At 51.0% G+C, this 22415-nt stretch carries 19 protein-coding genes; 1 reads left to right on the top strand and 18 read right to left on the bottom strand.

The window, feature by feature from the left end; all coding sequences use genetic code 11:
* Positions 1-200 precede the first annotated feature (200 nt).
* The 5 genes from rpoZ to M3212_RS01180 form a co-directional block, all read right to left on the bottom strand.
* Positions 201-419, bottom strand: a complete 219-nt coding sequence (gene rpoZ / locus M3212_RS01200) for a DNA-directed RNA polymerase subunit omega (RefSeq protein WP_251192098.1) — start codon at positions 417-419, stop codon at positions 201-203.
* Positions 420-1034 carry a guanylate kinase gene (gene gmk / locus M3212_RS01195; RefSeq protein WP_251192097.1) on the bottom strand — a complete coding sequence of 205 codons (615 nt, stop codon included), beginning with the start codon at positions 1032-1034 and terminating at the stop codon, positions 420-422.
* 81 nt (positions 1035-1115) lie between these two features.
* Positions 1116-1379 carry an extracellular matrix/biofilm regulator RemA gene (gene remA, locus M3212_RS01190; RefSeq protein WP_251192096.1) on the bottom strand — a complete coding sequence of 88 codons (264 nt, stop codon included), beginning with the start codon at positions 1377-1379 and terminating at the stop codon, positions 1116-1118.
* 94 nt (positions 1380-1473) lie between these two features.
* Positions 1474-2349: a YicC/YloC family endoribonuclease gene (locus M3212_RS01185; protein WP_251192241.1), complete on the bottom strand. Its 876-nt coding sequence runs from the start codon at positions 2347-2349 to the stop codon at positions 1474-1476.
* 283 nt (positions 2350-2632) lie between these two features.
* Positions 2633-5365 carry a calcium-translocating P-type ATPase, SERCA-type gene (locus M3212_RS01180; protein WP_251192095.1) on the bottom strand — a complete coding sequence of 911 codons (2733 nt, stop codon included), beginning with the start codon at positions 5363-5365 and terminating at the stop codon, positions 2633-2635.
* Between the two features lie 174 nt (positions 5366-5539).
* Here M3212_RS01180 and M3212_RS01175 point away from each other — a divergent pair, with 174 nt between their 5' ends.
* Positions 5540-7252, top strand: a complete 1713-nt coding sequence (locus tag M3212_RS01175) for an Rqc2 family fibronectin-binding protein (protein WP_251192094.1) — start codon at positions 5540-5542, stop codon at positions 7250-7252.
* A gap of 703 nt (positions 7253-7955) precedes the next feature.
* Here M3212_RS01175 and pyrE read toward each other — a convergent pair.
* The 13 genes from pyrE to M3212_RS01110 all read right to left on the bottom strand — a co-directional run bounded on the left by pyrE (position 7956) and on the right by M3212_RS01110 (position 22236).
* Positions 7956-8594, bottom strand: coding sequence for an orotate phosphoribosyltransferase (pyrE, locus tag M3212_RS01170; RefSeq protein WP_251192093.1), 639 nt, complete (start codon positions 8592-8594; stop codon positions 7956-7958).
* Complete coding sequence (gene pyrF / locus M3212_RS01165) at positions 8591-9304, bottom strand: orotidine-5'-phosphate decarboxylase (RefSeq protein WP_251192092.1); 714 nt, start codon at positions 9302-9304, stop codon at positions 8591-8593. The genes pyrE and pyrF overlap by 4 nt, the downstream gene beginning before the upstream one ends.
* Entirely contained in the window at positions 9286-10218 is a 933-nt protein-coding gene (locus M3212_RS01160; protein ID WP_251192091.1) for a dihydroorotate dehydrogenase, read from the bottom strand. The genes pyrF and M3212_RS01160 overlap by 19 nt, the downstream gene beginning before the upstream one ends.
* Positions 10215-10991: a dihydroorotate dehydrogenase electron transfer subunit gene (locus M3212_RS01155; RefSeq protein ID WP_251192090.1), complete on the bottom strand. Its 777-nt coding sequence runs from the start codon at positions 10989-10991 to the stop codon at positions 10215-10217. Before M3212_RS01155 ends, M3212_RS01160 begins: the two co-directional genes overlap by 4 nt.
* Positions 10992-11013: 22 nt before the next feature.
* Entirely contained in the window at positions 11014-14205 is a 3192-nt protein-coding gene (gene carB, locus M3212_RS01150) for a carbamoyl-phosphate synthase large subunit (protein WP_251192089.1), read from the bottom strand.
* A gap of 20 nt (positions 14206-14225) precedes the next feature.
* Positions 14226-15314, bottom strand: coding sequence for a carbamoyl phosphate synthase small subunit (locus tag M3212_RS01145; protein ID WP_251192088.1), 1089 nt, complete (start codon positions 15312-15314; stop codon positions 14226-14228).
* Entirely contained in the window at positions 15311-16588 is a 1278-nt protein-coding gene (locus tag M3212_RS01140; RefSeq protein ID WP_251192087.1) for a dihydroorotase, read from the bottom strand. Before M3212_RS01140 ends, M3212_RS01145 begins: the two co-directional genes overlap by 4 nt.
* A gap of 24 nt (positions 16589-16612) precedes the next feature.
* On the bottom strand, positions 16613-17527 hold the full coding sequence (locus M3212_RS01135; protein ID WP_251192086.1) for an aspartate carbamoyltransferase catalytic subunit: 915 nt from the start codon (positions 17525-17527) through the stop codon (positions 16613-16615).
* A gap of 190 nt (positions 17528-17717) precedes the next feature.
* Positions 17718-19025, bottom strand: coding sequence for a solute carrier family 23 protein (locus M3212_RS01130; RefSeq protein WP_251192085.1), 1308 nt, complete (start codon positions 19023-19025; stop codon positions 17718-17720).
* A 155-nt stretch (positions 19026-19180) separates the two neighbouring features.
* The gene (gene pyrR / locus M3212_RS01125; protein ID WP_251192084.1) at positions 19181-19720 is read right to left on the bottom strand and encodes a bifunctional pyr operon transcriptional regulator/uracil phosphoribosyltransferase PyrR; all 540 of its coding nucleotides are present in this window, start codon (positions 19718-19720) and stop codon (positions 19181-19183) included.
* Between the two features lie 221 nt (positions 19721-19941).
* Positions 19942-20853, bottom strand: a complete 912-nt coding sequence (locus tag M3212_RS01120) for an RluA family pseudouridine synthase (protein ID WP_251192083.1) — start codon at positions 20851-20853, stop codon at positions 19942-19944.
* Entirely contained in the window at positions 20853-21320 is a 468-nt protein-coding gene (gene lspA / locus M3212_RS01115; RefSeq protein WP_251192082.1) for a signal peptidase II, read from the bottom strand. The genes M3212_RS01120 and lspA overlap by 1 nt, the downstream gene beginning before the upstream one ends.
* A gap of 265 nt (positions 21321-21585) precedes the next feature.
* Complete coding sequence (locus tag M3212_RS01110) at positions 21586-22236, bottom strand: TraR/DksA C4-type zinc finger protein (RefSeq protein ID WP_251192081.1); 651 nt, start codon at positions 22234-22236, stop codon at positions 21586-21588.
* Positions 22237-22415 lie beyond the last annotated feature (179 nt).

Raw genomic sequence — 22415 nt, 5'->3', positions numbered from 1 at the left:
GCATTTCCCCCTACTTTCCTTATCTTCCTCTAGTCAAGAAAAAGAAGAGGCTGTCTCAACAGGTTATATGATACCCTCTGAGACAACCTCAAATCAGCGCATAAAGCCTGCGAGTCTAGCATCATCAAGGCTTCCGGCGATCCGCTTCGATGAACGTCCAAGCGGCAAAACGTTGCAGGTAGACAATCGGACGCGGACTGCTATTCGTTGTCGTTTGCTGATATTCTTTCATACTTTAAGTGATCGCCGACAATTTCCTCGAGCGCTACGCCGACCGGCTTATGAGAAACCGGACGTTCGATCATCGGTCCGCGTGCGGCATTTTCGCGAATTTCACGTGCCCGTCTTGAGGATACAGTCACCAACGTATATTTTGAGTCAAGCTTTGATAGTAATGAATCAATTGAAGGGTATAGCATTTAGTCAACCTCCACAAGTTGTTTATATTTTTCGATTAAGCGTTCCCGCTTGCAATGCTCGGCCGTGACAATCGCCTTAATGCGGTCAACCGCCAGATTAACTTCATCATTCTCGACGACGTAATCATATTTCTCCATCATCTCAATTTCTTCGCGCGCCACGGTCATTCTTTTATTGATGATATCCTCCGTCTCCGTTCCTCGTCCAACAATACGATTGCGAAGCTCGGCCAGGCTCGGCGGCATTAAGAAAATAAAGACGCCTTCCGGGAAGCGTTCCTTTACCTTCAAGGCACCTTGCACTTCAATCTCCAGAATAATATCATGCCCTTTGTTAATCGTTTCTCTGACATATTCGATCGGCGTACCATAATAATTGCCGACATATTCCGCCCATTCAAGCAATTCATCCTGCTCAATCATTTTTTCAAACTGCTCCCTTGTCTTGAAAAAATAATTGATTCCATCGACTTCTCCGGCACGGGGAGCTCTCGTCGTAGCCGATACTGAATACTGAATCGCTGTTTTTTCTTGACGCAACGCCCCACAGACAGTCCCTTTGCCAACTCCTGCCGGTCCCGATAATACTAGTAATAGACCTTTCTCCTTCTTCATGGGAACCTCCTACACCATCCTTCACGCTCTATCTAAATATGTATTCTAGCAAAAGAAACGCTGATTAGCGAATCAATGCGCTCAGGCCTCTTCTGCCCCGTCTTCCTTCGTAGTCAGGCGCTGAGCAACGGTTTCCGGCTGTACCGCACTTAAAATAACATGGTCGCTGTCGGCGATAATCACCGCTCTTGTCCGTCTGCCGTAAGTCGCATCAATCAGCATATTGCGGTCTCTCGCATCTTGAATAATTCGTTTAATCGGTGCTGACTCTGGGCTGACTATTGAAATAATCCGGTTGGCCGAAACGATATTTCCAAAACCGATGTTAATTAATTTAATATTCATGGGTATACCCTCCACTTCAGAGAGCAGCAACACTCTCAACAGTATTATCCAAACTAATCTTACTATATACGAAAATTCGTTCGAATTCTAGCGTCTATTCAATATTTTGCACCTGCTCTTTGATTTTCTCAATAAAGCCTTTCATTTCTACAACATGCTGCCTGATTTGCGTGTCAAGCGCTTTGGAACCGATCGTATTCACTTCGCGGTTCATTTCCTGGACGAGAAAATCGAGACGTCTGCCGACGGCCTCATCAAGCTGACAGTAATGGTCAAACTGGGAAAGATGCGAACGCAGTCTGACAATTTCCTCGCGGATATCCGCTTTATCAGCCAGCAAGCCAACCTCGGTCAACAGGCGATCCTGATCGAGCTCGACCTCTTTTAAATACTCCTGCAAACGGGTCTTGATTTTTTCCTGATAGTCGCCTACCATTTTTGCCGCCTGGCGTTCCACCAGATCACAAAGACCGGCAAGCTGCCACAGCGATTCCGTAATATCTTGGAAGAGATGCTCTCCTTCCTGCAGCCGCATTTCATTTAAAGACGCCAGGGCGAGCGCCACAGCCTCCAGGATCGCGTTCTCCATTTCCTCGGCCTGCTCACCCGTATCAAGAGTCACAGTGGCGATCTCCGTCTGTAAGAGCAGGGATTGGGCATCGAGTCGCGCCGGTTCGCTGTGAGGGAGCCTGTCGGCAATCAAATTCGCCGCTTCGATATACTGATCAAGAAGCGCGGTATCTACGGTCAGCTTCTTTAGGCTGCTTGCATCGTCCTCAACCGCCACAAAAAGATCGACTTTCCCTCGCAAAATCTGCTTTTTCACCTGCTTCCGAATCGCTTCTTCACATTTCAGCAAGTAGTGGGGCAGACGAATATGACATTCCTGAAAACGCTGATTCACCGCTTTCAGCTCCACCGTCACTGTACCGAAGCTCGTTTTGACCGAGGCAGTGCCATAGCCTGTCATACTTTTCACATTATCACATCCACAGCTGTATTTTTTTTGAACAAGTGGTAAAGAGCTGGCTCATCCTACAAGGAGTTTACCATATTGCGCCAGTCGGATAAATCCTTCTGCTCGAAAAGCAAAAAGAGGATGAAAAAAGGTTGGCTTTCCCTTTTTTCTCCCCCAAGAAGCAGTGTGCGTAACCGTCATGATCTTTTAAAGTTCGGTGTGGAAGCTGCTGAAAAAGGACGTTTTTCACTTTTTCAGCAGCTTTTTCGTAGCGTAGCCATTTCTCTTCTTCGCGTTACGAAAAAGAACGTTTTTTAGTCACCTTGCTTCTTTGCATGAACTGAAAGCCGCCGAGGACGACGGTTGGAATCGAAGCCATTGCCAGAACGAGCAGCCATTCACGCTCTGTCAGAGCGACCGTATGGAAAATCATCTGCAGTGGCGGATAATAAATGACAGCGAGCATCAGCAATGTCGATATCAGCACTGCCCCGACCAGGTAGCGGTTTTCAAAAAGATTGCGATGATAGATTGAATACTCGCTGCGGCAATCGAATACATGAATCAATTGCGCCATCACAAGCGTGACGAAGGCGACCGTTTGCGCGCGAATCAGCTCGTCCGGATGGGCCGCAAGCGTCAGCGAGAAGGAGACGAGCGTCACGACGCCGATCATAAAGCCACGGCTTAAAATCTTCCACGTCAGGCCGCGGGCAAACACTCCCTCCGTCGGGCTTCTCGGCGGACGCTTCATCACATCTCCTTCAGCCTGATCCATTCCGAGCGCCATCGCCGGCAGCCCGTCCGTGACGAGATTGATCCAGAGAATCTGAATCGCCACTAACGGCAGCGGCATTCCGAGCATCATCGCAAAGAGCATCACCAGAATTTCTCCAACATTGGACGCCATCATATAACGGATAAATTTGCGGATGTTCTCGTAAATGTTCCGTCCTTCCTTAATCGCCGCTTTAATCGTCGCAAAATTATCATCACTTAAAATGAGCGAGGAGGCTTCCTTCGCGACATCCGTACCAGTGATTCCCATAGCAATGCCGATGTTTGCCGCTTTGATCGCCGGGGCATCATTAACCCCGTCACCCGTCATGGCGACAATATGACCCTTCGCCTGCAGCGCCTTGACGATTTTCAATTTATGCTCGGGCGACACACGTGCGTAAACCGCGACATCGTCAACGACCTGCTCCAGCTCGGCGACGCTCCACTTGGATAGCGTTGCGCCATCAAGCACCTTACCGCCCGCTGTTAAAATCCCGAGCTGCCCGGCGATCGCCGCCGCCGTGCCTTTATGGTCCCCGGTGATCATCACCGTTTTAATCCCGGCTTGGCGGCACTCCCTAATCGCGTCTTTCACCTCCGGTCGCGGCGGATCAATCATTCCCTGCAAGCCGATGAAGATTAAGCCGCGCTCCGCCTCAAATGCCTGGCGGCAATCCTCGGCCTGGTCGAGCGGGCGATAGGCGATCGCAATCGTCCGCAGCGCCTGTCCCGCCATCTGATTCACAACCTGGCCGACTTCATTTTTCCTCGCTGCGGTTAGCGGCTCCTCGGCCGTCCCGTAGACGAGGCTCCTGCATTGGGTAAGCACGACATCGGGAGCCCCCTTCGTTATCACGTAACGCCGCCCGTTACGCCCCTTCACAATGACCGACATCATCTTTCTCGTCGAATCAAACGGAAATTCCTTTTCGCGTGAAAAATGCTGCGAAAGCTCCTCTTTTTCGTAGCCGGCCTTCATCGCCGCGACAACGAGCGCCCCTTCTGTCGGATCACCGTCAAGCACGTATTCCTGCTTCTGCCTGCGCAGCAGACCCTGCTTTTCTGTCCGCAGCTCAAGAGTGGCGTTGTTGCACAGCCAGCCGTAGCTCAGCAGCTGCTGAAGCCTGCGGCTCTGCTGAGGATCAGCCTGCTTGCCATGCTTAAAAAACTTCCCTTCAGGCTCATAGCCGCCGCCCGTCACTTCCCATGCGGCGCCACCGACCCACAGATGGGTGACGGTCATTTTATTTTGCGTTAAGGTGCCTGTCTTATCTGAGCAGATCACCGACGCACAGCCGAGCGTCTCAACAGCCGGGAGCTTTCGGACAATCGCCTTGCGTTTAATCATCCGCTGCACGCCGAGCGCCAGGGCGACGGTGACGATCGCCGGCAGGCCTTCCGGAATTGCCGCAACAGCAAGCGAGACACCCGCTAAAATCATCGTATAAAGCGCGTGACCCTGAACCACTCCGATCAGGACGACTAAAGCGGTCAGCACGAGCGCGACGGCGATTAAAATTTTGCCCAATTGTTCAAGCCGCCGCTGCAAAGGCGTGACAAGCGTCGTCGTTTCCTGCAGCAAATGAGCGATTTTCCCCATTTCTGTCTTCATTCCGGTCGCGACAATGACCCCGATTCCACTCCCCTGTGTTACAAGCGTTCCCATAAAAGCCATGTTACTTTGATCGGCTATTTCAACATTGTCCGGCACGAGCAACTGCTCCGTTTTATAGACAGGAACAGATTCGCCTGTCAAAGAAGACTCTTCAATCCGCAGACCGCTTGTCTCAAGCAGCCGAAGATCGGCTCCAATCCGGTCCCCGCTCGTCAGCTTGACGAGATCTCCCGGGACAACCTGGGTGGAGAGCACCTTGACCCAGCTCCCGTTTCTCAGCACCGTCATTTGCGGCGCTGACAGCTCCTTCAACGCATCGAGCGATTTTTCCGCCTTGCGCTCCTGAACGAAGCCCAAAATCCCATTTAAGAGGACGATCACCATAATCGTCAAAGCGTCGATATACTCGCCCAGCAAGCCTGAGATCAAGGTGGCCGCCAGCAGGACAAGGACCATAAAGTCTTTAAACTGGCCGAAAAAGACGAATAGCGCCGAAGGGCGTTCCTTTTCCTCCAGCTTGTTTCCGCCATATGTGCGAAGCCGCTTCTTCACCTCCTGCTCTGACAGCCCGTCATGCTTATCCACTTGTAATGTGTGCAGTACGTCATTTTCCGGCATTTGATACCACTTCATTGCGACACCTCTGTTTCCCCATGATAGAACGGCTCATGTTTTTTCTGTTTTTGTTGTGAAGCTGGCCTTATACAAGCCATCTTATTCAGTCAAATTGAAAAACATGCTATACTCGGATAAGCAATTCATTATCGCAATTTATATGCTGCTTACATAAGGAAGGATGAAGAAGCCATGTCATTTGATGGATTTATGACAAGGGCGATCACAAACGAGCTCTCCCATTTGTTGACGTCAGGAAGAATTTCTAAAATATATCAGCCGTTTAAAACGGAACTGCTTTTTACGATTCGCGCCCAAGGAAAGAATCACCAGCTCCTGCTTTCGGCCAATGCCAATTTCGCGCGCATTCATGTAACGACCGAGAAGTATGACAATCCGGCGGTACCGCCGATGTTTTGCATGCTGCTGCGCAAGCATCTTGAAGGAAGTCTGATTGAAAGCATCGAACAGCTTGAAATGGAACGGATCATCATTTTCACCGTGCGCAGCAAAGACGAGCTTGGCGATGAATCATTCAAAAAGCTCTATGTCGAAATTATGGGGCGGCACAGCAACATTACGCTCGTTGATGCCGAGTCGGGACTTATTTTGGACAGCATCAAGCATATCAGCTTGTCTCAAAGCAGCTACCGGACCGTGCTTCCGGGCCATTCGTATAAGCTGCCGCCCAACCAGGAGAAAGCCGATCCATTTGCACTGGATGAGGAGCAGCTGTTACGTCGAATGGATTTCAACGCCGGGAAAATCGACCGCCAGCTCGTCGAACAAATTGCCGGCCTTTCCCCGCAGCTCGCTGCTGAAATGCTGTACCGCACCGGCTCTGTCGTTAATAAAACCACGTTGCCACAAGCCGTGCTTGAGGTCATTTCCATGGCACGCGAGCACCGTTATCAGCCGGAAATGCTCGTCACAAAGCAGGGAAAGGAACTGTTTTCACCTTTTTCTTTGCAGCATGTTGACGGCGAGAGAAGACACTTCGCCACAGTCAGTGAACTGCTCGACCGCTTTTATTTCGGCAAGGCCGAGCGCGATCGCGTCAAGCAGCAGGCCCATGATCTCGAACGCTTTCTCCGCAACGAAAAGCAAAAAAATGAGAAGAAAATCAAGAAGCTCGAAAAAACGCTGAAACAGGCCGAGCAGGCCACGCTCTATCAAAAGCTCGGCGAACTGCTGACCGCTAATCTCCACCTCGTCCCGCGCCATGCGAAGGAGATCGAGGTGATTGACTATTATGACGAAAATGCGGGCAAGATCATCATTCCGCTCGATCCGCAAAAAACCGCCTCGCAAAACGCGCAAAGCTACTTCAAGCGTTATAACAAGGCGAAAAACTCGCTGAAAGTCGTCGAAGAGCAAATCAAAAAAGCCGAAGAGGAAATCGTTTATTTTGATCAGCTCATTCAGCAAACTGAATCAGCCGCGCCGCGGGATATTGAGGAAATCCGTGAAGAGCTAATGGAGGAGGGCTATCTTCGCCGCCGTCACGCGCCGAAGAAGAAAAAGAAAGAGACGAAGCCGCAAGTCGAGCAGTACCGCTCTTCCACCGGAATTGATTTTTTTGTCGGCAAGAACAACAAGCAAAATGACTATGTGACCAACACGCTCGGCCGCCAGGATGAGATTTGGCTTCATACGAAGGACATCCCCGGCTCTCACGTGCTGATCCGCAGCACCGACCCTGACGAGAGGACCTTGCAGGAAGCGGCCACCGTCGCCGCCTACTTCAGCAAAGCGCGCCAGTCAAGCGCTGTGCCGGTTGACTATACGCGCATCCGCCATGTCAAAAAGCCGAACGGGGCCAAGCCGGGCTTTGTCATTTATGAACAGCAGACAACGCTGTTCGTCACCCCCGATGAAGATCTCGTCCGATCATTGCGGAAATAAAGAAAAAAAGCTTGAGACAAAACTAGCTTTGGACCTACTGGCAATGGCTTCACACGTCACAAGCCCGTTGTGAGAAACCCACTCACAACGGGCTTTAAAAGATCGTGGCGGTTCCACTCATTGCTTAAAGGCTGTGACAAAAAGGTAAAAAAGCAACCTTTTGTCACAGCCTCTTTGATAGAAGGATTTGTCACGATCCAGAGCCTCGAACCCGCTCCGGGCATGGGGGGCCCACTTTCCGCAGGAGGGCGTAGAACGAACCGGCACGCCGGTGGATGTCAACCTGCCCTCTCCTCCTGCAGGAGTCGACCCTCCCATCCCGTCCGCTTTGTCTAGTTGAAAAACAGGAAAGTTTCCTTCTCTTCAAATAAGAGACAGATGTCCAGTTTTTTTACAATATAAGTGAAAAAAGGACAGGAGTGAATGAGAAATGAGGTCAAAAAAGCCGGAAGATTAACTCTTATTTATTTTTTTGAAGGTATACCGATAATAGAATGTAATTCCACTATATATTCCGTGCTGTTTCGGACATAAAAAAAGAGGAACCTTTTTTGATTCCTCCTAGTCAGTCTTCTCCAAGGAGACAGCGGCTTCGGCTTACACGCGCGACAAGGAAAGAAACCCATTTCCGGCTCGCTTTAAAACCCTGTGCTGCCCCGCTCGCTGCTTCAGAAATAAAAAAAGAGGAACTGCCCCTCTTTTTTTATTTCCTTACTTTAATCCAGTCTGTAGAGGCTGGGTCTTTGCGCCATTCAGCAAGGCGTTCCTTTTCTTCTTCGGTCAGCGTGCCGTTTTCCATCGCGACTTTCAGCAGCTCAGAATAAGAGGTGAGAATGTACGTTGGCAGCTTGGCTTCCTTGAGCGCCTCTTCCGCTTTTTTGAATTCATATGTAAAAATAGCGACTACACCAACGACTTCGACACCATTCTCCCGCAGTGCTTCGGCGGCCTGAATGACGCTGCCCCCGGTTGAAATCAAATCTTCCACAAGGATCACTTTCTGTCCCGGCTCAACTTTTCCTTCAATTTGATTCTGCTTGCCGTGTCCCTTCGCGCTTCCCCGGACATAGATCATCGGTAGTTCCAATGCTTCACTTAACAGGGCAGCGTGTGGAATGCCGGCTGTTGCGGTGCCGGCAATGACATCGACATCCATCTTTTCTGTTTTCACATAGTCGACAAAGCCTTGAATGATCGTCCGGCGAACTTCCGGGTACGAGAGCGTCAGGCGGTTGTCACAATAAATCGGCGACCGGATACCCGATGTCCATGTAAATGGTTGATTTGGGCGGAGATGAACCGCTTCAATGTCTAATAAATAACGGGCAATACGTTCTCTCATGCTTTTCCCTCCCACTCGTTTTTCATCTCTTGGTAGACTTCATACGGGCGCTCTGCCGTCGTGATGCTTCTTCCGACCACAATTGCCGAACTTCCAAGCCGGTACGCTTCTTTCGGGGTGACGATCCGGATCTGGTCACCGGCCGCATCCTCTTTTCTACGGATGCCGGGGCAGACCGTGTAGAAATCCGGGCCACAGGCTTCATGAATCAGCGGCACCTCCTGCGCCGAGCAGACGACACCTTCGATTCCGCTCTCTGCGGCTGATTTTGCATAAGCGCGGACAACATCCTGCAAAGGCTCGCCAATTAGCAGCTCTGTCGCAAGCATCTCCGCATCCGTGCTTGTCAATTGAGTGACGGCGATCAAAAGCGGTCGTTGCTTGCCGGCAGGCGTCCCTTGCTCCAGTCCTTCACGCGCCGCCGCCATCATTTTCTTTCCGCCGGCCGCATGGACATTGACAACATCGACCTCAAGCTCAGCAAGGCTTCTCATCGCCCGCGAGACCGTATTCGGAATATCGTGCAGCTTCAGGTCTAGAAAAATCTGATGCCCTGCCTGTTTCAGCTCTTCTACCACTGCGCGTCCTTCACGGTAAAATAATTCCATTCCGACTTTCAAAAAAAGCCGCTCATCACCAAACTCAGCTAACAGCTGATGACGTTTTTCCTTACTATCAATATCTAACGCGATCATAAGGGGACGTTGCATGCTTCCTTCCAGCTCCCTCCAATAAGATCTGTGATGTGTTCGACTCCAAGCTCATCTAAGCGAAGGGGGAGTTGCTCAATAATCGTCGGACATACTAACGGGTCGGTGAAATTCGCCGTTCCAACGGCGACTGCGCTCGCTCCAGCCAGCATGAATTCAATCACGTCATCGGCCGTTTGAACGCCGCCCATGCCGATAATCGGTAGATCGACGGCCTGACTCACCTGGTGAATCATCCGGATCGCAACAGGCTTGACGGCCGGTCCTGACAAGCCGCCATAGCCATTGGCTAAAATCGGCCGGCGTGATTTCAGATCAATCCGCATCCCCAACAATGTATTAATCATGGAAAGCCCATCCGCTCCGGCAGCCTCCACCGCCTTGGCGATGCTGACAATATCAGCGACATTTGGCGATAGCTTGACATAGACAGGCACAGCTGATACATTCTTTACTTCACGGGTCAACTCCGCGGCCACCTCGGGAATCGTTCCAAAGGCAATCCCACCCTGCTTAACGTTCGGACAGGAAATATTCAGCTCGATCGCGGCGACGTTGGCGGCTTCAGAAAGCCGGGCCACTGTTTCTACATAATCATCAATATTCGTCCCGGCAACATTGGCGACGATCGGCACATCATAGCGCTCAAGCCACGGCAGCTCATTGGCGAGCACGGATTCGAGCCCCGGGTTTTGCAGGCCGATCGCATTCAGAATTCCACTGGCGGTTTCGGCGACACGCGGCGTCGGGTTACCGAAGCGCGGCTCCAGCGTCGTCGCTTTGATCGCGATCGCCCCTAATTGAGCTAAATCAAAATAGTCCGCATATTCTTTTCCGAAGCCGAAGCAGCCTGATGCCGGCATGATCGGATTTCGCATCGTTAAACCAGGCAAATTGACAGCTAAACGGTTCATAGCACTACCTCCCCTACAGCAAAGACAGGTCCATCCGTACACACTTTCCGGTAGCTTGTACCCGCTTCATCCCCTGCAACATGACAGACGCAGGCAAAGCAGGCGCCAATCCCACAGCCCATCCGTTCCTCAAGCGATAAAAACGCCCGTTGATCGGCATATAAAGTCGAAAGAGCCTCAAGCATTGGCGTCGGTCCACAAGCATAAAGTGTATCACATTCCAGCGATTCGCGCGAGATCACATCTGTGACAAATCCTTTCGTGCCCCGCGTTCCGTCAACGGTCGCGACATAGGTCGGTCCCAGTTCTTTAAATTCCCGCTCATAAAAGACATCATCCGCCGACTGAAAGCCGAGAATATGAATCACATTGACGCCACGTGCCAGCAGCTGCTTTGACAAATAATAGAGAGGAGGGACGCCTACCCCTCCACCAATCAACAAGGCTGTTTCCCCGCGCTCTGTCGCCTCAAGTGGAAACCCATGACCAAGCGGTCCAAGCACGTCGAGCGCCGTCCCCGCTGTCTTGGCTGCGAGGCGCGCTGTTCCTTTCCCTTCAATCCGGTAGAGCATTTTGACCTGCTTCCGTTCAAGGTCGACATCGCAAATACTGACCGGTCTGCGCAACAGTAAATCGTCTGTTTCACTGACGCGAAGATGAAGAAATTGTCCAGGTTCTTTCATTAAGCCGGCAAGCTCACCTTCACATGTTAATTCGACGACATTTCTTGTCAGCTCTCTTTGATTGATGATTGTTAGTATGCCTTTTTTCATCGTTGTCCCTCCTCTAGTATTCTCACATCTGCATTTGCGGCATGCATTCTGACGAAAACGTAATCGATTCAAGCACGCGGAGCAGCGCCTCTGCCGTATCAATTGACGTTAAGCAGACGATGCCGTTTTCTACCGCTTCCCGACGGATGCGGAAGCCGTCCCGCGCCGGCTGTTTTCCACGCGTCAGCGTATTGATGACAAACTGCGCTTCCCCCTGCTGGATCACATCGAGCAAATGCGGCTTCGCTTCGCCAATTTTGTTGACGACCGTCACCGGAATGTTTTTCTCCTTAATATAGCCTGCCGTTCCAGCCGTGGCCAGAATATCAAAGCCAATCTGGTGGAATCTCTCCACGAGACTGAGCGCCTCTTCCTTGTCTTTGTCGGCAATCGTAAATAAGACTGAACCATGGGTAGGAATCGCCATTCCTGAGGCAATCAGGCCTTTATAGAGCGCCTTTTCAAGCGTCTGGTCACGGCCCATGACTTCCCCGGTTGATTTCATTTCCGGTCCGAGCGTTATATCAACGCGACGGAGCTTGGCAAAGGAGAATACCGGCACCTTCACCGACACCTCACTTGCTTCTTCCTGATAGCCTGTTTCATAGCCAAGCTCCGGCAGGCTTTTGCCGAGCATCACCTTCGTCGCAATATTCGCCATCGGCACGCCGGTAATTTTGCTTAAAAACGGCACGGTCCGGCTTGAGCGAGGATTAACTTCAAGCACATACACTTCGTCACGGTGCCAGACAAACTGAATGTTCAACAGGCCGACGATGCGCAAACCCCGCGCAATCGCAATTGTCCGCTCGATCACCTTCTGCTTCAGATCATCAGGAACGGTTTGCGGCGGATAGACGGCGATTGAGTCGCCTGAATGCACACCCGCACGTTCAATATGCTCCATCATTCCCGGAATAAAGACGTTCTCACCATCGGAAATTGCATCGACTTCGAGCTCTTTCCCGGTTAAGTAGCGGTCAATCAATACAGGATGCTTCGGATTGACGTTGACGGCATTCGTCATATAGTTGAGCAGCTCTTCTTCCTTGTAGACAATTTCCATCGCCCGGCCACCAAGCACATAGGATGGCCGCACGAGCACCGGATAGCCGATTTCCGTCGCAATCGCCACCGCTCCTTCGACCGACGTCGCAGTTTTTCCCAGCGGCTGTGGAATATCAAGCGCCAGCAGCGTCTGCTCGAACTTGTCACGATCCTCGGCGCGGTCCATGCTTTCCAGCGACGTCCCGATAATTGGCACGCCTCGGGCCTCAAGATCAGCGGCAAGATTAATCGCCGTCTGGCCGCCAAACTGAACGATCACCCCTTCCGGCTGTTCGAGCTCAAACACATGCATCACATCTTCAACGGTTAACGGCTCGAAATACAGCTTATCTGACGTGCTGAAGTCCGTTGAGACGGTTTCCGGATTGTTGTTCATAATAATCGCTTCATAACCGGCTTCCTTGATCGCCCAGACTGTATGGACGGTCGCATAATCAAATTCGATCCCCTGTCCGATCCGGATTGGGCCGGAGCCGAGGACGAGAATGCTTTTCTTGTCCGTCCGCACCGATTCATTTTCCTCTTCGTATGTTCCGTAAAAATAAGGGGTTTCCGATTCGAATTCCGCCGCGCATGTGTCAACCATTTTGTAAACAGGACGAAGGCTGTTCGCCGCGCGAAGCTCGTAAACCGCGCGTTCCTCCATCTGCCAGAGGCGGGCAATCGCCAAATCGGAGAATCCACGTTCCTTCGCTCTCTGCAATACGTCGAGATCGCCTTTTTTTCCGGCCAATTCCTCCTCAAGCTTCATCATCCGCGCCAGCTTCTGAATGAAAAAGCGGTCAATTTTCGTCCGTTCGATCAGCTCTTGTACGGTTTCTCCGCGGCGCAGCAGCTCAGCAAGCGTAAACAGCCGTTCATCATCGGCTTTTTCAATCCGCTGCAAAAGCGCCTCCGTTGGAGCTTCAGCAAGCTTCTTATTATAGAGATGGTCATAGCCGGCCTCCAGAGAGCGAACGGCTTTTAACAACGACTCTTCCAAATTGCGGCCGATCGCCATTACTTCACCGGTTGCTTTCATTTGCGTACCGAGCGAACGGTTGGCAGCATCAAATTTATCAAACGGCCAGCGTGGAATTTTCGTTACCACATAGTCGAGCGCCGGCTCAAAGCTGGCATAGGTTTTCCCGGTAATCGGGTTCATCAGCTCATCGAGACTGTAGCCGACGGCAATTTTCGCCGCCATCTTAGCAATCGGGTAACCGGTCGCCTTTGAGGCGAGCGCCGAGGAGCGGCTGACGCGCGGATTGACTTCGATAATATAGTACTGATCGCTGAACGGATCATGGGCAAATTGCACATTACAGCCGCCTTCGATACCGAGCGCGCGGATAATCGTCAATGACGCGTTACGGAGCCGCTGATAATCGCGGTCGGTTAACGTCTGACTTGGAGCAACGACGATCGAGTCACCTGTATGGACGCCGACCGGGTCGATATTTTCCATATTACAGACGACAATCGCCTGATCCTTCGCGTCACGCATCACTTCATATTCCACTTCCTTGAAACCGGCGATGCTTTTTTCAATCAGACATTGCGTGACAGGACTGTACTTCAATCCACTTGTAACGATCTCTTTCAGCTCTTCTTCCGTATGGGCAATCCCACCGCCCGTGCCGCCGAGCGTATAAGCCGGCCGGATAATAACAGGGAAGCCGATCTGCGCGACAAATGCTTCCGCCTCGGCAAGAGTGTGGACGATTTCGCTTTCCGGTACCGGCTGCTCCAGCTCATTCATCAAGGTGCGGAAGAGGTCGCGGTCCTCAGCCTTTTGGATCGCCTCAAGCTTCGTTCCGAGCAGTTCAATTCCGTAATCGGCCAGAATTCCTGATTGCTCCAGCTCCATCGCCATATTCAGACCTGTCTGTCCGCCAAGCGTCGCGACAATTCCGTCCGGACGCTCTTTACGGATGATCCGGCTGACAAATTCAAGCGTAATCGGCTCAATATAGACGCGGTCGGCCATCGTCGTATCCGTCATGATCGTCGCCGGATTTGAATTGATCAAAATAACCTCATAGCCCTCTTCTTTAAGTGCCTGACAAGCCTGTGTTCCAGCATAATCAAATTCCGCCGCCTGCCCGATGACAATCGGTCCCGAACCAATCACTAATATTTTCTGAATATCTTCACGCTTCCCCATTGCTCCCTCTCCCTTCTCTATTACGCAAGTACTCGTGTTTTCTTTTCCGTTTCCATCATTGTCACAAATTGATCAAACAACGTGTTTGCATCCTGCGGACCCGGTGAAGCTTCCGGATGATATTGGACGCTGAACGCCGGTGCGTCAAGATGCTTGACTCCTTCGACCGTTCCGTCATTGACAGCGACATGCGTCAGCTCAAGACGTGTATTGACTAATGAATCCGGATCAACGGTATAGCCGTGATTTTGCGCGGTAATATCAATTTTGCCTGTCGCCAGCTCACGTACCGGATGGTTCGAGCCGCGATGGCCGAAGCGCAGCTTGCTCGTTGTCGCGCCGCACGCCAAAGCGAGCAGCTGATGACCGAGACAAATGCCGAAAATCGGCACGCGGCCAAGAAGCTCCTGAATCATCGTAATCGCACCGGGCACATCGACCGGATTTCCCGGACCGTTGCTCAGCATCACACCATCCGCACCGAGGCGGATGATTTCCTCTGCGCTCGTATTGTACGGAACGACGACGACATCGCACTGTCTGGCAATCAGCTCCTGTAAAATGCCGTGCTTCATCCCGAAATCGACGAGAACAACGCGATTTCCGCGTCCGGGCGCATGATAGGCATCCTTTGTTGAGACGAGCGCAACCTGATTGGTCGGCATCGCCGTCTGGCGCAGCTCGGCGGCAATCACCTGTGGATCGACCTCCAAGGAACAGATCCGTCCTTTCATCGTTCCATGCTCGCGGATCAGTCTCGTCAGCTTTCTCGTATCGATTCCGGCAAGACCTGGAATTCCCTTTGCTTCAAGGAGCGTGCCAAGTGATTCCTCCTCCTTCCAATGGGAAGGTTCCGCTTCATATTCCTTTACGACCAAGCCGTGAATCGCCGGTGTGATCGATTCAAAGTCATCGCGGTTAATGCCGTAGTTTCCAATGAGCGGGTAGGTCATCGTCACAATTTGCCCGCAATACGACAGATCGGACAAAATTTCCTGATAGCCTGTCATTCCCGTGTTAAAGACCACCTCACCGCTCATCTCTTTGTCAGCCCCGAAGCCTTCACCGATAAAAACGTGTCCATCCTCTAAAATAAGCTGCTTTCTCATGCTTTCACCTCTTCCTTATGAAAGACAAGCTTCCCGTCAACAAATGTATAAAGCGGCCAGCCTTGGCACACCCAGCCATCAAACGGCGTGTTTTTTCCTTTTGAGAAAAACGCTTCCTTATCAATCGCTTTTTCAGTCGTTACATCAATCACCGTGACATCGGCCACACCGCCATCTGTCAGCACCCCGGCAGGCAGAGAGAACGCTTCGGCCGGTTTCACCGTCAACCAGTCAATCAGCTGCTTCAACGTTGCTTTTCCGCTTTTTACCATGTGGGTATACAAGAGCGGGAAGGCGGTTTCCGAGCCGACAATGCCAAGCGGGGCCCGTTCCATTCCAGCTGCCTTTTCCTCCTCGCGATGAGGGGCGTGGTCGGTCGCGATGAAATCAATCGTCCCGTCAAACAACCCTTCCCACAGCGCCGCCTGATCCTCTTTCGAACGGAGTGGCGGATTCATTTTAAAATTCGGGTCAAGGCCTGGAATATCATCCTCGCACAGCAGGAGGTGATGCGGTGATACCTCGGCCGTGACGCGAATGCCAGCGCGCTTCGCATCGCGGACAACGCGGACGCTTTCCTTCGTGCTAATATGGCAGACATGATAATGGGCGCCCGTCGCTTCAGCGAGCAGGACATCACGGGCAATATGTACAGATTCACAAATCGACGGGATTCCTTTCAAGTTATGCTTGGCGGCATAGTTACCATCGTGAACATAACCGCCGTGAATCAGTGTATCCTCTTCACAATGGGCGACGATTGCCATGTCAAGCTCGGCCGCGCGTGTCATCGCCTGCAGCATCTGATCAGCCGATTGAATGCCTACACCGTCATCGGTAAAAGCGAACGCCCCGGCTTCCTTCAAAGCGGCAAAATCGGTCAGCTCCTGACCAAGCTGTCTGATCGTGATCGAGGCATACGGGAGAACGCGGACACAGCCCGTTTCTTCCATCTTTTTGCGAATTTGACTAAGCGTTTCCGCATGATCCGGGACAGGGCGTGTATTTGGCATCGCACAAATCGTCGTGAAGCCGCCCGCCGCTGCCGCTTTCGATCCGGTTGCGATTGTTTCCTTCGCCTCTCCGCCCGGCTCACGCAAATGGACATGGACATCGACCAGACCCGGCGCGACGAGCTGACCTTCCACATCAATCACTTCCTCCGGCTCACCCGGCTTTTGAAAATAAGTCCGTCCTTCCGTAATAAAAACATCCTGCTGCTTTAATGAACCGTCCTGCTGTAATACGAAACCGCCTTTTAATTGAATTGTCATGTCATTTCCTCCTCTTAAATTAGGTTAACGTGTCAGCGCCCGCTTCAATACAGCCTGGCGAACAGCGACCCCATTTTTCATCTGTTTAAAAATCCGCGAACGCTCTGCTTCGACAAGCTCACTCGCCAGTTCAACATCGCGGTTGACTGGACCCGGATGCAGAATAATTGCTTCTTTTTTCATCCTTGTCTCCCGCTCCAGCGTCAATCCATATTGCCTGTGATACTCCTCCTTCGACCAGCGCATCCCGCCATCGTGGCGTTCATGCTGAATCCGCAGCAGCATCATTACATCGGCCTGCACGAGCGCCTCATCAAATGGAAGATGGTCATACTCTTCAGTAAAGCCAGCCATCCATTCCACAGGTCCGGCGATGCGAACATCGGCGCCAAGCCGCTTTAATGCACGCGCATTTGAACGCGCGACCCGGCTATGGCGCAAATCCCCGGCAATGACGACTGTCAGACCGGCAAACTGACCAAATTCCTGCTGGATTGTCACTAAATCAAGCAATGACTGCGTCGGATGATGCCCGCTGCCATCGCCGGCGTTAATGATCGGGATCGCTATGTGCTCACGCAAGTCATGGTAAAATTCATTTTCCGGATGGCGAATCACGACGGCATCAACGCCGATCGCCTCAAATGTTTTAACTGTATCGAGCAATGTCTCGCCTTTTTGGACACTTGAATGCTTGGCGTCGAAGGAAAGTACCTCCAGACCGAGCTTCTTCTCAGCGACCTCAAAGCTGTAACGGGTCCGCGTACTCGGTTCAAAAAACAAGTTTGCGACAAACTGTTCTGGCTCGCCCCGCCATGACTTTCCATAGGAAAACTGCTCGGCTTCCTCCAGCAATGTTGTAATTTCGCTAACCGGGAGAAGATCAAGTGACAGCAATTCCTGACGCAGCTGCGGCTCATTCCTTTTCACGGTGATCATCGACATCAGCCTCCTTGAATTTTTTTATTTGAGGAAAGGGGCAATGGCTTCATTTGCTACTCGCCCACAACGTGAAAAACCCTGAGAGCGATCTCTCAGGGTAGCTCGAAGCAAACAGCCGTGGCTGCACATGCCCCAAGCACCCTTTGAGGTCTCTCTGAACCACATTAAAGGGGCTTCCATATTTGCTTTAGGCGACTTCCTCATTTTCCTCTTCTTCCTGGAACATCGGCTTTTTGCTGTAGCTTGCTGCTTTATCCGGCAGCACAAGATGCAGGATGATCCCGACAATTGTCGCCAGCGCCATTCCCGGAATTTGCATATCCTCAGAAACCTGGATAAACGCTCCGCCAACTCCGAGGACGAGGATCACAGAAGAAATGATCAAATTCCGCTTCACGCCAAGATCAATCTGGTTATCGATCAGCATCCGTAAGCCGGAAGAAGCGATCACCCCAAAAAGCAGGATCGACACACCACCCATTACTGCTGTCGGAATCGTCGAAATAATCGCCGATATTTTCCCAATAAAGGCAAAGCAGATCGCCATTACAGCGGCGCCGGCGATGACGAACACACTGAACACACGGGTAATCGCCAGAACGCCGATATTTTCTCCATAGGTTGTATTTGGCGGACCACCGATCAGGGAGGCGATCATCGTCGCTACACCATCGCCCAAAATTGAACGATGCAGCCCAGGCTTTTCGATAAAGTTTTTGCCGACGACCTTGCTAAGCACCATTTGATCGCCGATATGCTCGGCGATAGTCACAACGGCAATTGGGGCGATAATCGCCACGATTTGCCAGTTGAATTCTGGAACATACGTCACAAACGGGACAATCACTCCCGGCATCGCCAGCCAGCTCGCCTCGCCAATCGGCGTCAGATCGACAATCCCGAAAAAGTAGGCTGTCACATAACCGCCGATAATTCCGAACATAATCGGGACGAGTCCGAAGAAGCCTTTAAAAAACATCGAAGCGATGACGGTAATCGCGAGCGTGATCAAGGCTACGGTGAAATGGAGCGAGCTGTAGGCTCCATCAACATTCATCGCCATATCAATCGCCGTCGGCGCCAGGCCGAGCCCGATCACAATAATGACGGGACCAACGACAATCGGTGGTAAAATTTGCAGGATCCATTTGACGCCACTTTGCTTAATTAAAAGCGCAACGATCCCGTAGACCAGACCGGCAAAGAAGCTTCCAATCATTGCTCCCTCAGGACCCCCGAGCGCTGTCGCTGAGATGATCGGAGCGATAAAAGCGAAGGACGATCCGAGATAGGCCGGGATTTGGCCTTTCGTAATCAACAGATAAGCAAGTGTCCCAAGCCCGCTTGAAAGCAACGCAACGGCCGGACTTAAATCAACTAAAAACGGAACAAGAATCGTCGCGCCGAACATCGCGCATAAGTGCTGAAAGCTTAAAATAAACCATTTATCGACTCTCGGTATCTCACGAATTCCTACATTTTCCTGGTGTTTCATGTTCCTTCCCCCCACTTTTTCTCTCTCCTTCTCACAAAAAACCCCTCTCTGCAGCAGACAGAGAGGGGTTCGCGGTCTTCACTAAGGCACAGCAAGACCAGGGAACGCACTCTTGTCAGCCTCACAGGACTGAGTTAAAGAGAACATTACGTTTGTTATTGTTTTTCTTCAATTGTTACTTGATCAAGCTCATCGACTTCGCTCAGCTTGGCGACAATCAGTTCACTCTTTGAAGTCGGGACGTTCTTCCCGACATAATCAGGTCGAATCGGCAACTCCCGGTGGCCGCGGTCAATCAGGACAGCCAATTGAATCTGTTCAGGTCTTCCTAAATCAATCAGCGCATCAAGAGCTGCGCGCACGGTACGACCGGTATAAAGAACATCATCGACCAGAATGACCTTCATTCCACTAATATTGACTGGAATATCCGTCCCTTGGATGATCGGTTCCTCGCTTTTCGACTTTACCGTTAAATCATCGCGATAAAGCGTAATGTCGATTTCACCGACCGGGATCGACGCCCCTTCAATTTGTTCAATTCGTTCAGCTAGACGCTTCGCCAAGTAAATTCCTCTCGTTTTGATGCCAACGAGGACGCAATTCTCAATACCTTTATTGCGTTCAATAATTTCATGGGCGACGCGGGTAATCCCGCGGCGGATCGCCTGTTCATCTAAAATGATCCGTGTCATGTTCACACCTCCAGCTTACCTCAGATCAGAAACGAAAAAACCTCTCATGTCCAAAAGACATGAGAGGTGAATGTACGTTACCTACGCTACCTGTACGTTCGTTTCCTTCTCAGCCTCACGGGACTGTAGTTAAAGGACATTTAGTTCTCGTTCAGTATGCACGATCTCAACCGTGATGTCAATCCTTTTTTCAGCAGGCTCCCGCAAAACATGACAAATTGTCACATCGAGCGCAAATAGCGGAGCACTTCTTCCATTTCCGGCGGAATAGGTGCTTCAAACTCCAGCTCCTGCCCTGTCCGGGGATGGACAAAGCCAAGCACCGCGGCATGAAGAGCCTGTCCTTCAATATCGACCGTTTTCTTCTTCGGCCCGTATTTCGGATCGCCGACTAATGGAAACCCAATGTACTTCATATGAACGCGAATTTGATGCGTCCGCCCTGTTTCCAGCTCACACTGCACATAGGTGTGATTGGCGAAGCACTCCAGCACGGTAAAATGAGTAACGGCTTCACGGCTGTTCTCATCCGTTACCGCCATACTTTGACGGTCCTTTTTATCTCGCCCGATCGGCGCATCAATCGTCCCATGCTGATGAGGAATCACTCCATGGACGATCGCTTTGTAAAGACGTTTCGTTGTTTTCGCCTTTAATTGCGAAACCAACGATTCATGGGCACGGTCATTTTTCGCGACCATCAGCAATCCTGACGTATCCTTATCAATCCGGTGAACGATCCCCGGGCGGATCACCCCGTTGATCCCCGATAAATCCTTGCAATGATACATCAAAGCATTCACGAGCGTCTGTGAGTAATGCCCGGGTGCCGGATGCACAACCATCCCGCGGGGCTTATTGACCACAATCACATCTTCATCCTCAAACACAATATCGAACGGAATGTTTTCCGCCTTAATTTCCAGCGGCTCGGGTTCGGGTACCGTTAACGCAATCTGATCGCCCTCCGTTACTTTGTAATTGCTTTTTACCGCTTGATCATTGATCGTCACTGCGCCTTCTTTAATCCACTGCTGTACTTGGGAACGCGACCACCCTTCGAACGTCGTCAGCAGCTTGTCAATCCGCTCTGCTTCCTGTTCGGCCGTCACTGTCCAATTGTAAACTTCCATTACTTTTTCTCCTTCTTCTCGCGGCGCTCATCACCGATCATCTTAATAAACAGCAGCCCTACACCGATACATAATGACGCATCGGCAACATTAAATATCGCAAAGTCATAACCGAAAATATATGTATCGACAAAGTCAACGACCTCACCGCGAAAGAGACGGTCAATAAAATTGCCAATCGCCCCGCCAAGAATCAGCCCTAAAGCTGTCCCGAACAAACGGCTGTTTTTCGCTTCCTTTTGCATATAGTAAATAATACCGATTACGACGATCGTCGTAATAATATAAAAAAACCACATCTGGCCCTGCAAAATTCCAAAAGCAGCACCTGCATTGCGATGCGACGTGAAATAAAGCACATTTTCAATAATGGTCAACCGTTCCCCAATTTCCATTCGTGTATCAACGATCCATTTTGTCAGTTGATCAATCAGTATAACCGCGACTGCTAAAAGGTAATATTTCAAAGCTGGTCCTCCTGTCCATGTCTTTCCACCCTATAGCATTATAGCACAAAAAGGTTGGAACCAAAACGCTTAAGAAAAACGCATAGCGTTCTTTCTTAGAAGCGGCGTGCGGAGCCGTTCCATCATTTAAGGACGGCTGAAAACAGGGTTCTTTCCGCCATCCGCGTAACGCGTGAAGCCGGCGCTTTAGCACAAATCATCCCGAAAATTTTTATAAAGAAAGAGCAGAGGCTGAGGGACAATCATCGCCTCAGCCCTGCTTCCTTCATTTGTCGCCATTTACGTAATGATTTAAATGGACATTGTGCTGGACGTCAACCTTATCACTTCCGGTATAGCCCTCAATTCCAGTTGACAAAAATCCTTCGATTTCTTCGACATACCCAATCGATTCATCTTCCTCGTCTAGCGAGGCATCCTCATAAGTCATCGCATTATCATTAAAACGGGCCACCGATTGATACGCATCCTCGGCGTCAAATTCGGTCTCGTCGTCGCGCCCGTCAAATTGATAAGCAGAAAACCCTTTTACTACATCCTCTTCAGCTGGACGGCCACGATTTTCCTGCGTGGCGGCGGTCACAATGGTCCGCGCTGTCGGATTTGCCTCAAGTCGCTCGAGCGGAATCGTTTGTCCTGTCGCTTCACAAATGCCGTATGTCCCGTCGGCAAACTTCTGCAAAGCATGTTCCACTTCTTCATGCTCACGCTCGGCGTGCTCAAGCAAAGCATAATCCTTTTCCCGCTCATATAAATCGGTCGCCGCATCGGCAGGATGGTTATCATATTGCGAAAGCTCCCCTGTCAGATCGGACAATGCCTGATGTGTTTCATCACCAAACTCCTGCTTAATGATTTTTTCAAGTTCCACTTTACGTTCGACTAGCTGCTGTTTGATCTGTCGATAATCCGTCACTGCTGTCTCTCTCCCTTTAAATAGGCCTGAACATCCAACGAGCGAATGCTCTTTTTTAGTGTGACCAACAATCATGCAAATAGTCGTTAAGAAAAGCACATAGCGGCCTTTCTCAAACATCCCCGAAATTCAAGAAAAGAGGCTGGGAAAAAAGGTACAAAAGCAACCTTTTTTCCCAG

This window comes from Halalkalibacter oceani, from assembly GCF_023715705.1.
GTDB lineage: Bacteria > Bacillota > Bacilli > Bacillales > Bacillaceae_D > Halalkalibacter > Halalkalibacter oceani_A.
The sequence above is the reverse complement of the archived record's forward strand: the minus strand, read 5'-3'. Positions and strand labels throughout refer to the sequence as shown.

Coding starts and splice junctions, on each gene's coding strand:
- rpoZ (WP_251192098.1), bottom strand. CDS start 419: ATGCTATACCCTTCAATTGATTCATTACTATCAAAGCTTGACTCAAAA.
- gmk (WP_251192097.1), bottom strand. CDS start 1,034: ATGAAGAAGGAGAAAGGTCTATTACTAGTATTATCGGGACCGGCAGGA.
- remA (WP_251192096.1), bottom strand. CDS start 1,379: ATGAATATTAAATTAATTAACATCGGTTTTGGAAATATCGTTTCGGCC.
- M3212_RS01185 (WP_251192241.1), bottom strand. CDS start 2,349: ATGACAGGCTATGGCACTGCCTCGGTCAAAACGAGCTTCGGTACAGTG.
- M3212_RS01180 (WP_251192095.1), bottom strand. CDS start 5,365: ATGAAGTGGTATCAAATGCCGGAAAATGACGTACTGCACACATTACAA.
- M3212_RS01175 (WP_251192094.1), top strand. CDS start 5,540: ATGTCATTTGATGGATTTATGACAAGGGCGATCACAAACGAGCTCTCC.
- pyrE (WP_251192093.1), bottom strand. CDS start 8,594: ATGAGAGAACGTATTGCCCGTTATTTATTAGACATTGAAGCGGTTCAT.
- pyrF (WP_251192092.1), bottom strand. CDS start 9,304: ATGCAACGTCCCCTTATGATCGCGTTAGATATTGATAGTAAGGAAAAA.
- M3212_RS01160 (WP_251192091.1), bottom strand. CDS start 10,218: ATGAACCGTTTAGCTGTCAATTTGCCTGGTTTAACGATGCGAAATCCG.
- M3212_RS01155 (WP_251192090.1), bottom strand. CDS start 10,991: ATGAAAAAAGGCATACTAACAATCATCAATCAAAGAGAGCTGACAAGA.
- carB (WP_251192089.1), bottom strand. CDS start 14,205: ATGGGGAAGCGTGAAGATATTCAGAAAATATTAGTGATTGGTTCGGGA.
- M3212_RS01145 (WP_251192088.1), bottom strand. CDS start 15,314: ATGAGAAAGCAGCTTATTTTAGAGGATGGACACGTTTTTATCGGTGAA.
- M3212_RS01140 (WP_251192087.1), bottom strand. CDS start 16,588: ATGACAATTCAATTAAAAGGCGGTTTCGTATTACAGCAGGACGGTTCA.
- M3212_RS01135 (WP_251192086.1), bottom strand. CDS start 17,527: ATGATCACCGTGAAAAGGAATGAGCCGCAGCTGCGTCAGGAATTGCTG.
- M3212_RS01130 (WP_251192085.1), bottom strand. CDS start 19,025: ATGAAACACCAGGAAAATGTAGGAATTCGTGAGATACCGAGAGTCGAT.
- pyrR (WP_251192084.1), bottom strand. CDS start 19,720: ATGACACGGATCATTTTAGATGAACAGGCGATCCGCCGCGGGATTACC.
- M3212_RS01120 (WP_251192083.1), bottom strand. CDS start 20,853: ATGGAAGTTTACAATTGGACAGTGACGGCCGAACAGGAAGCAGAGCGG.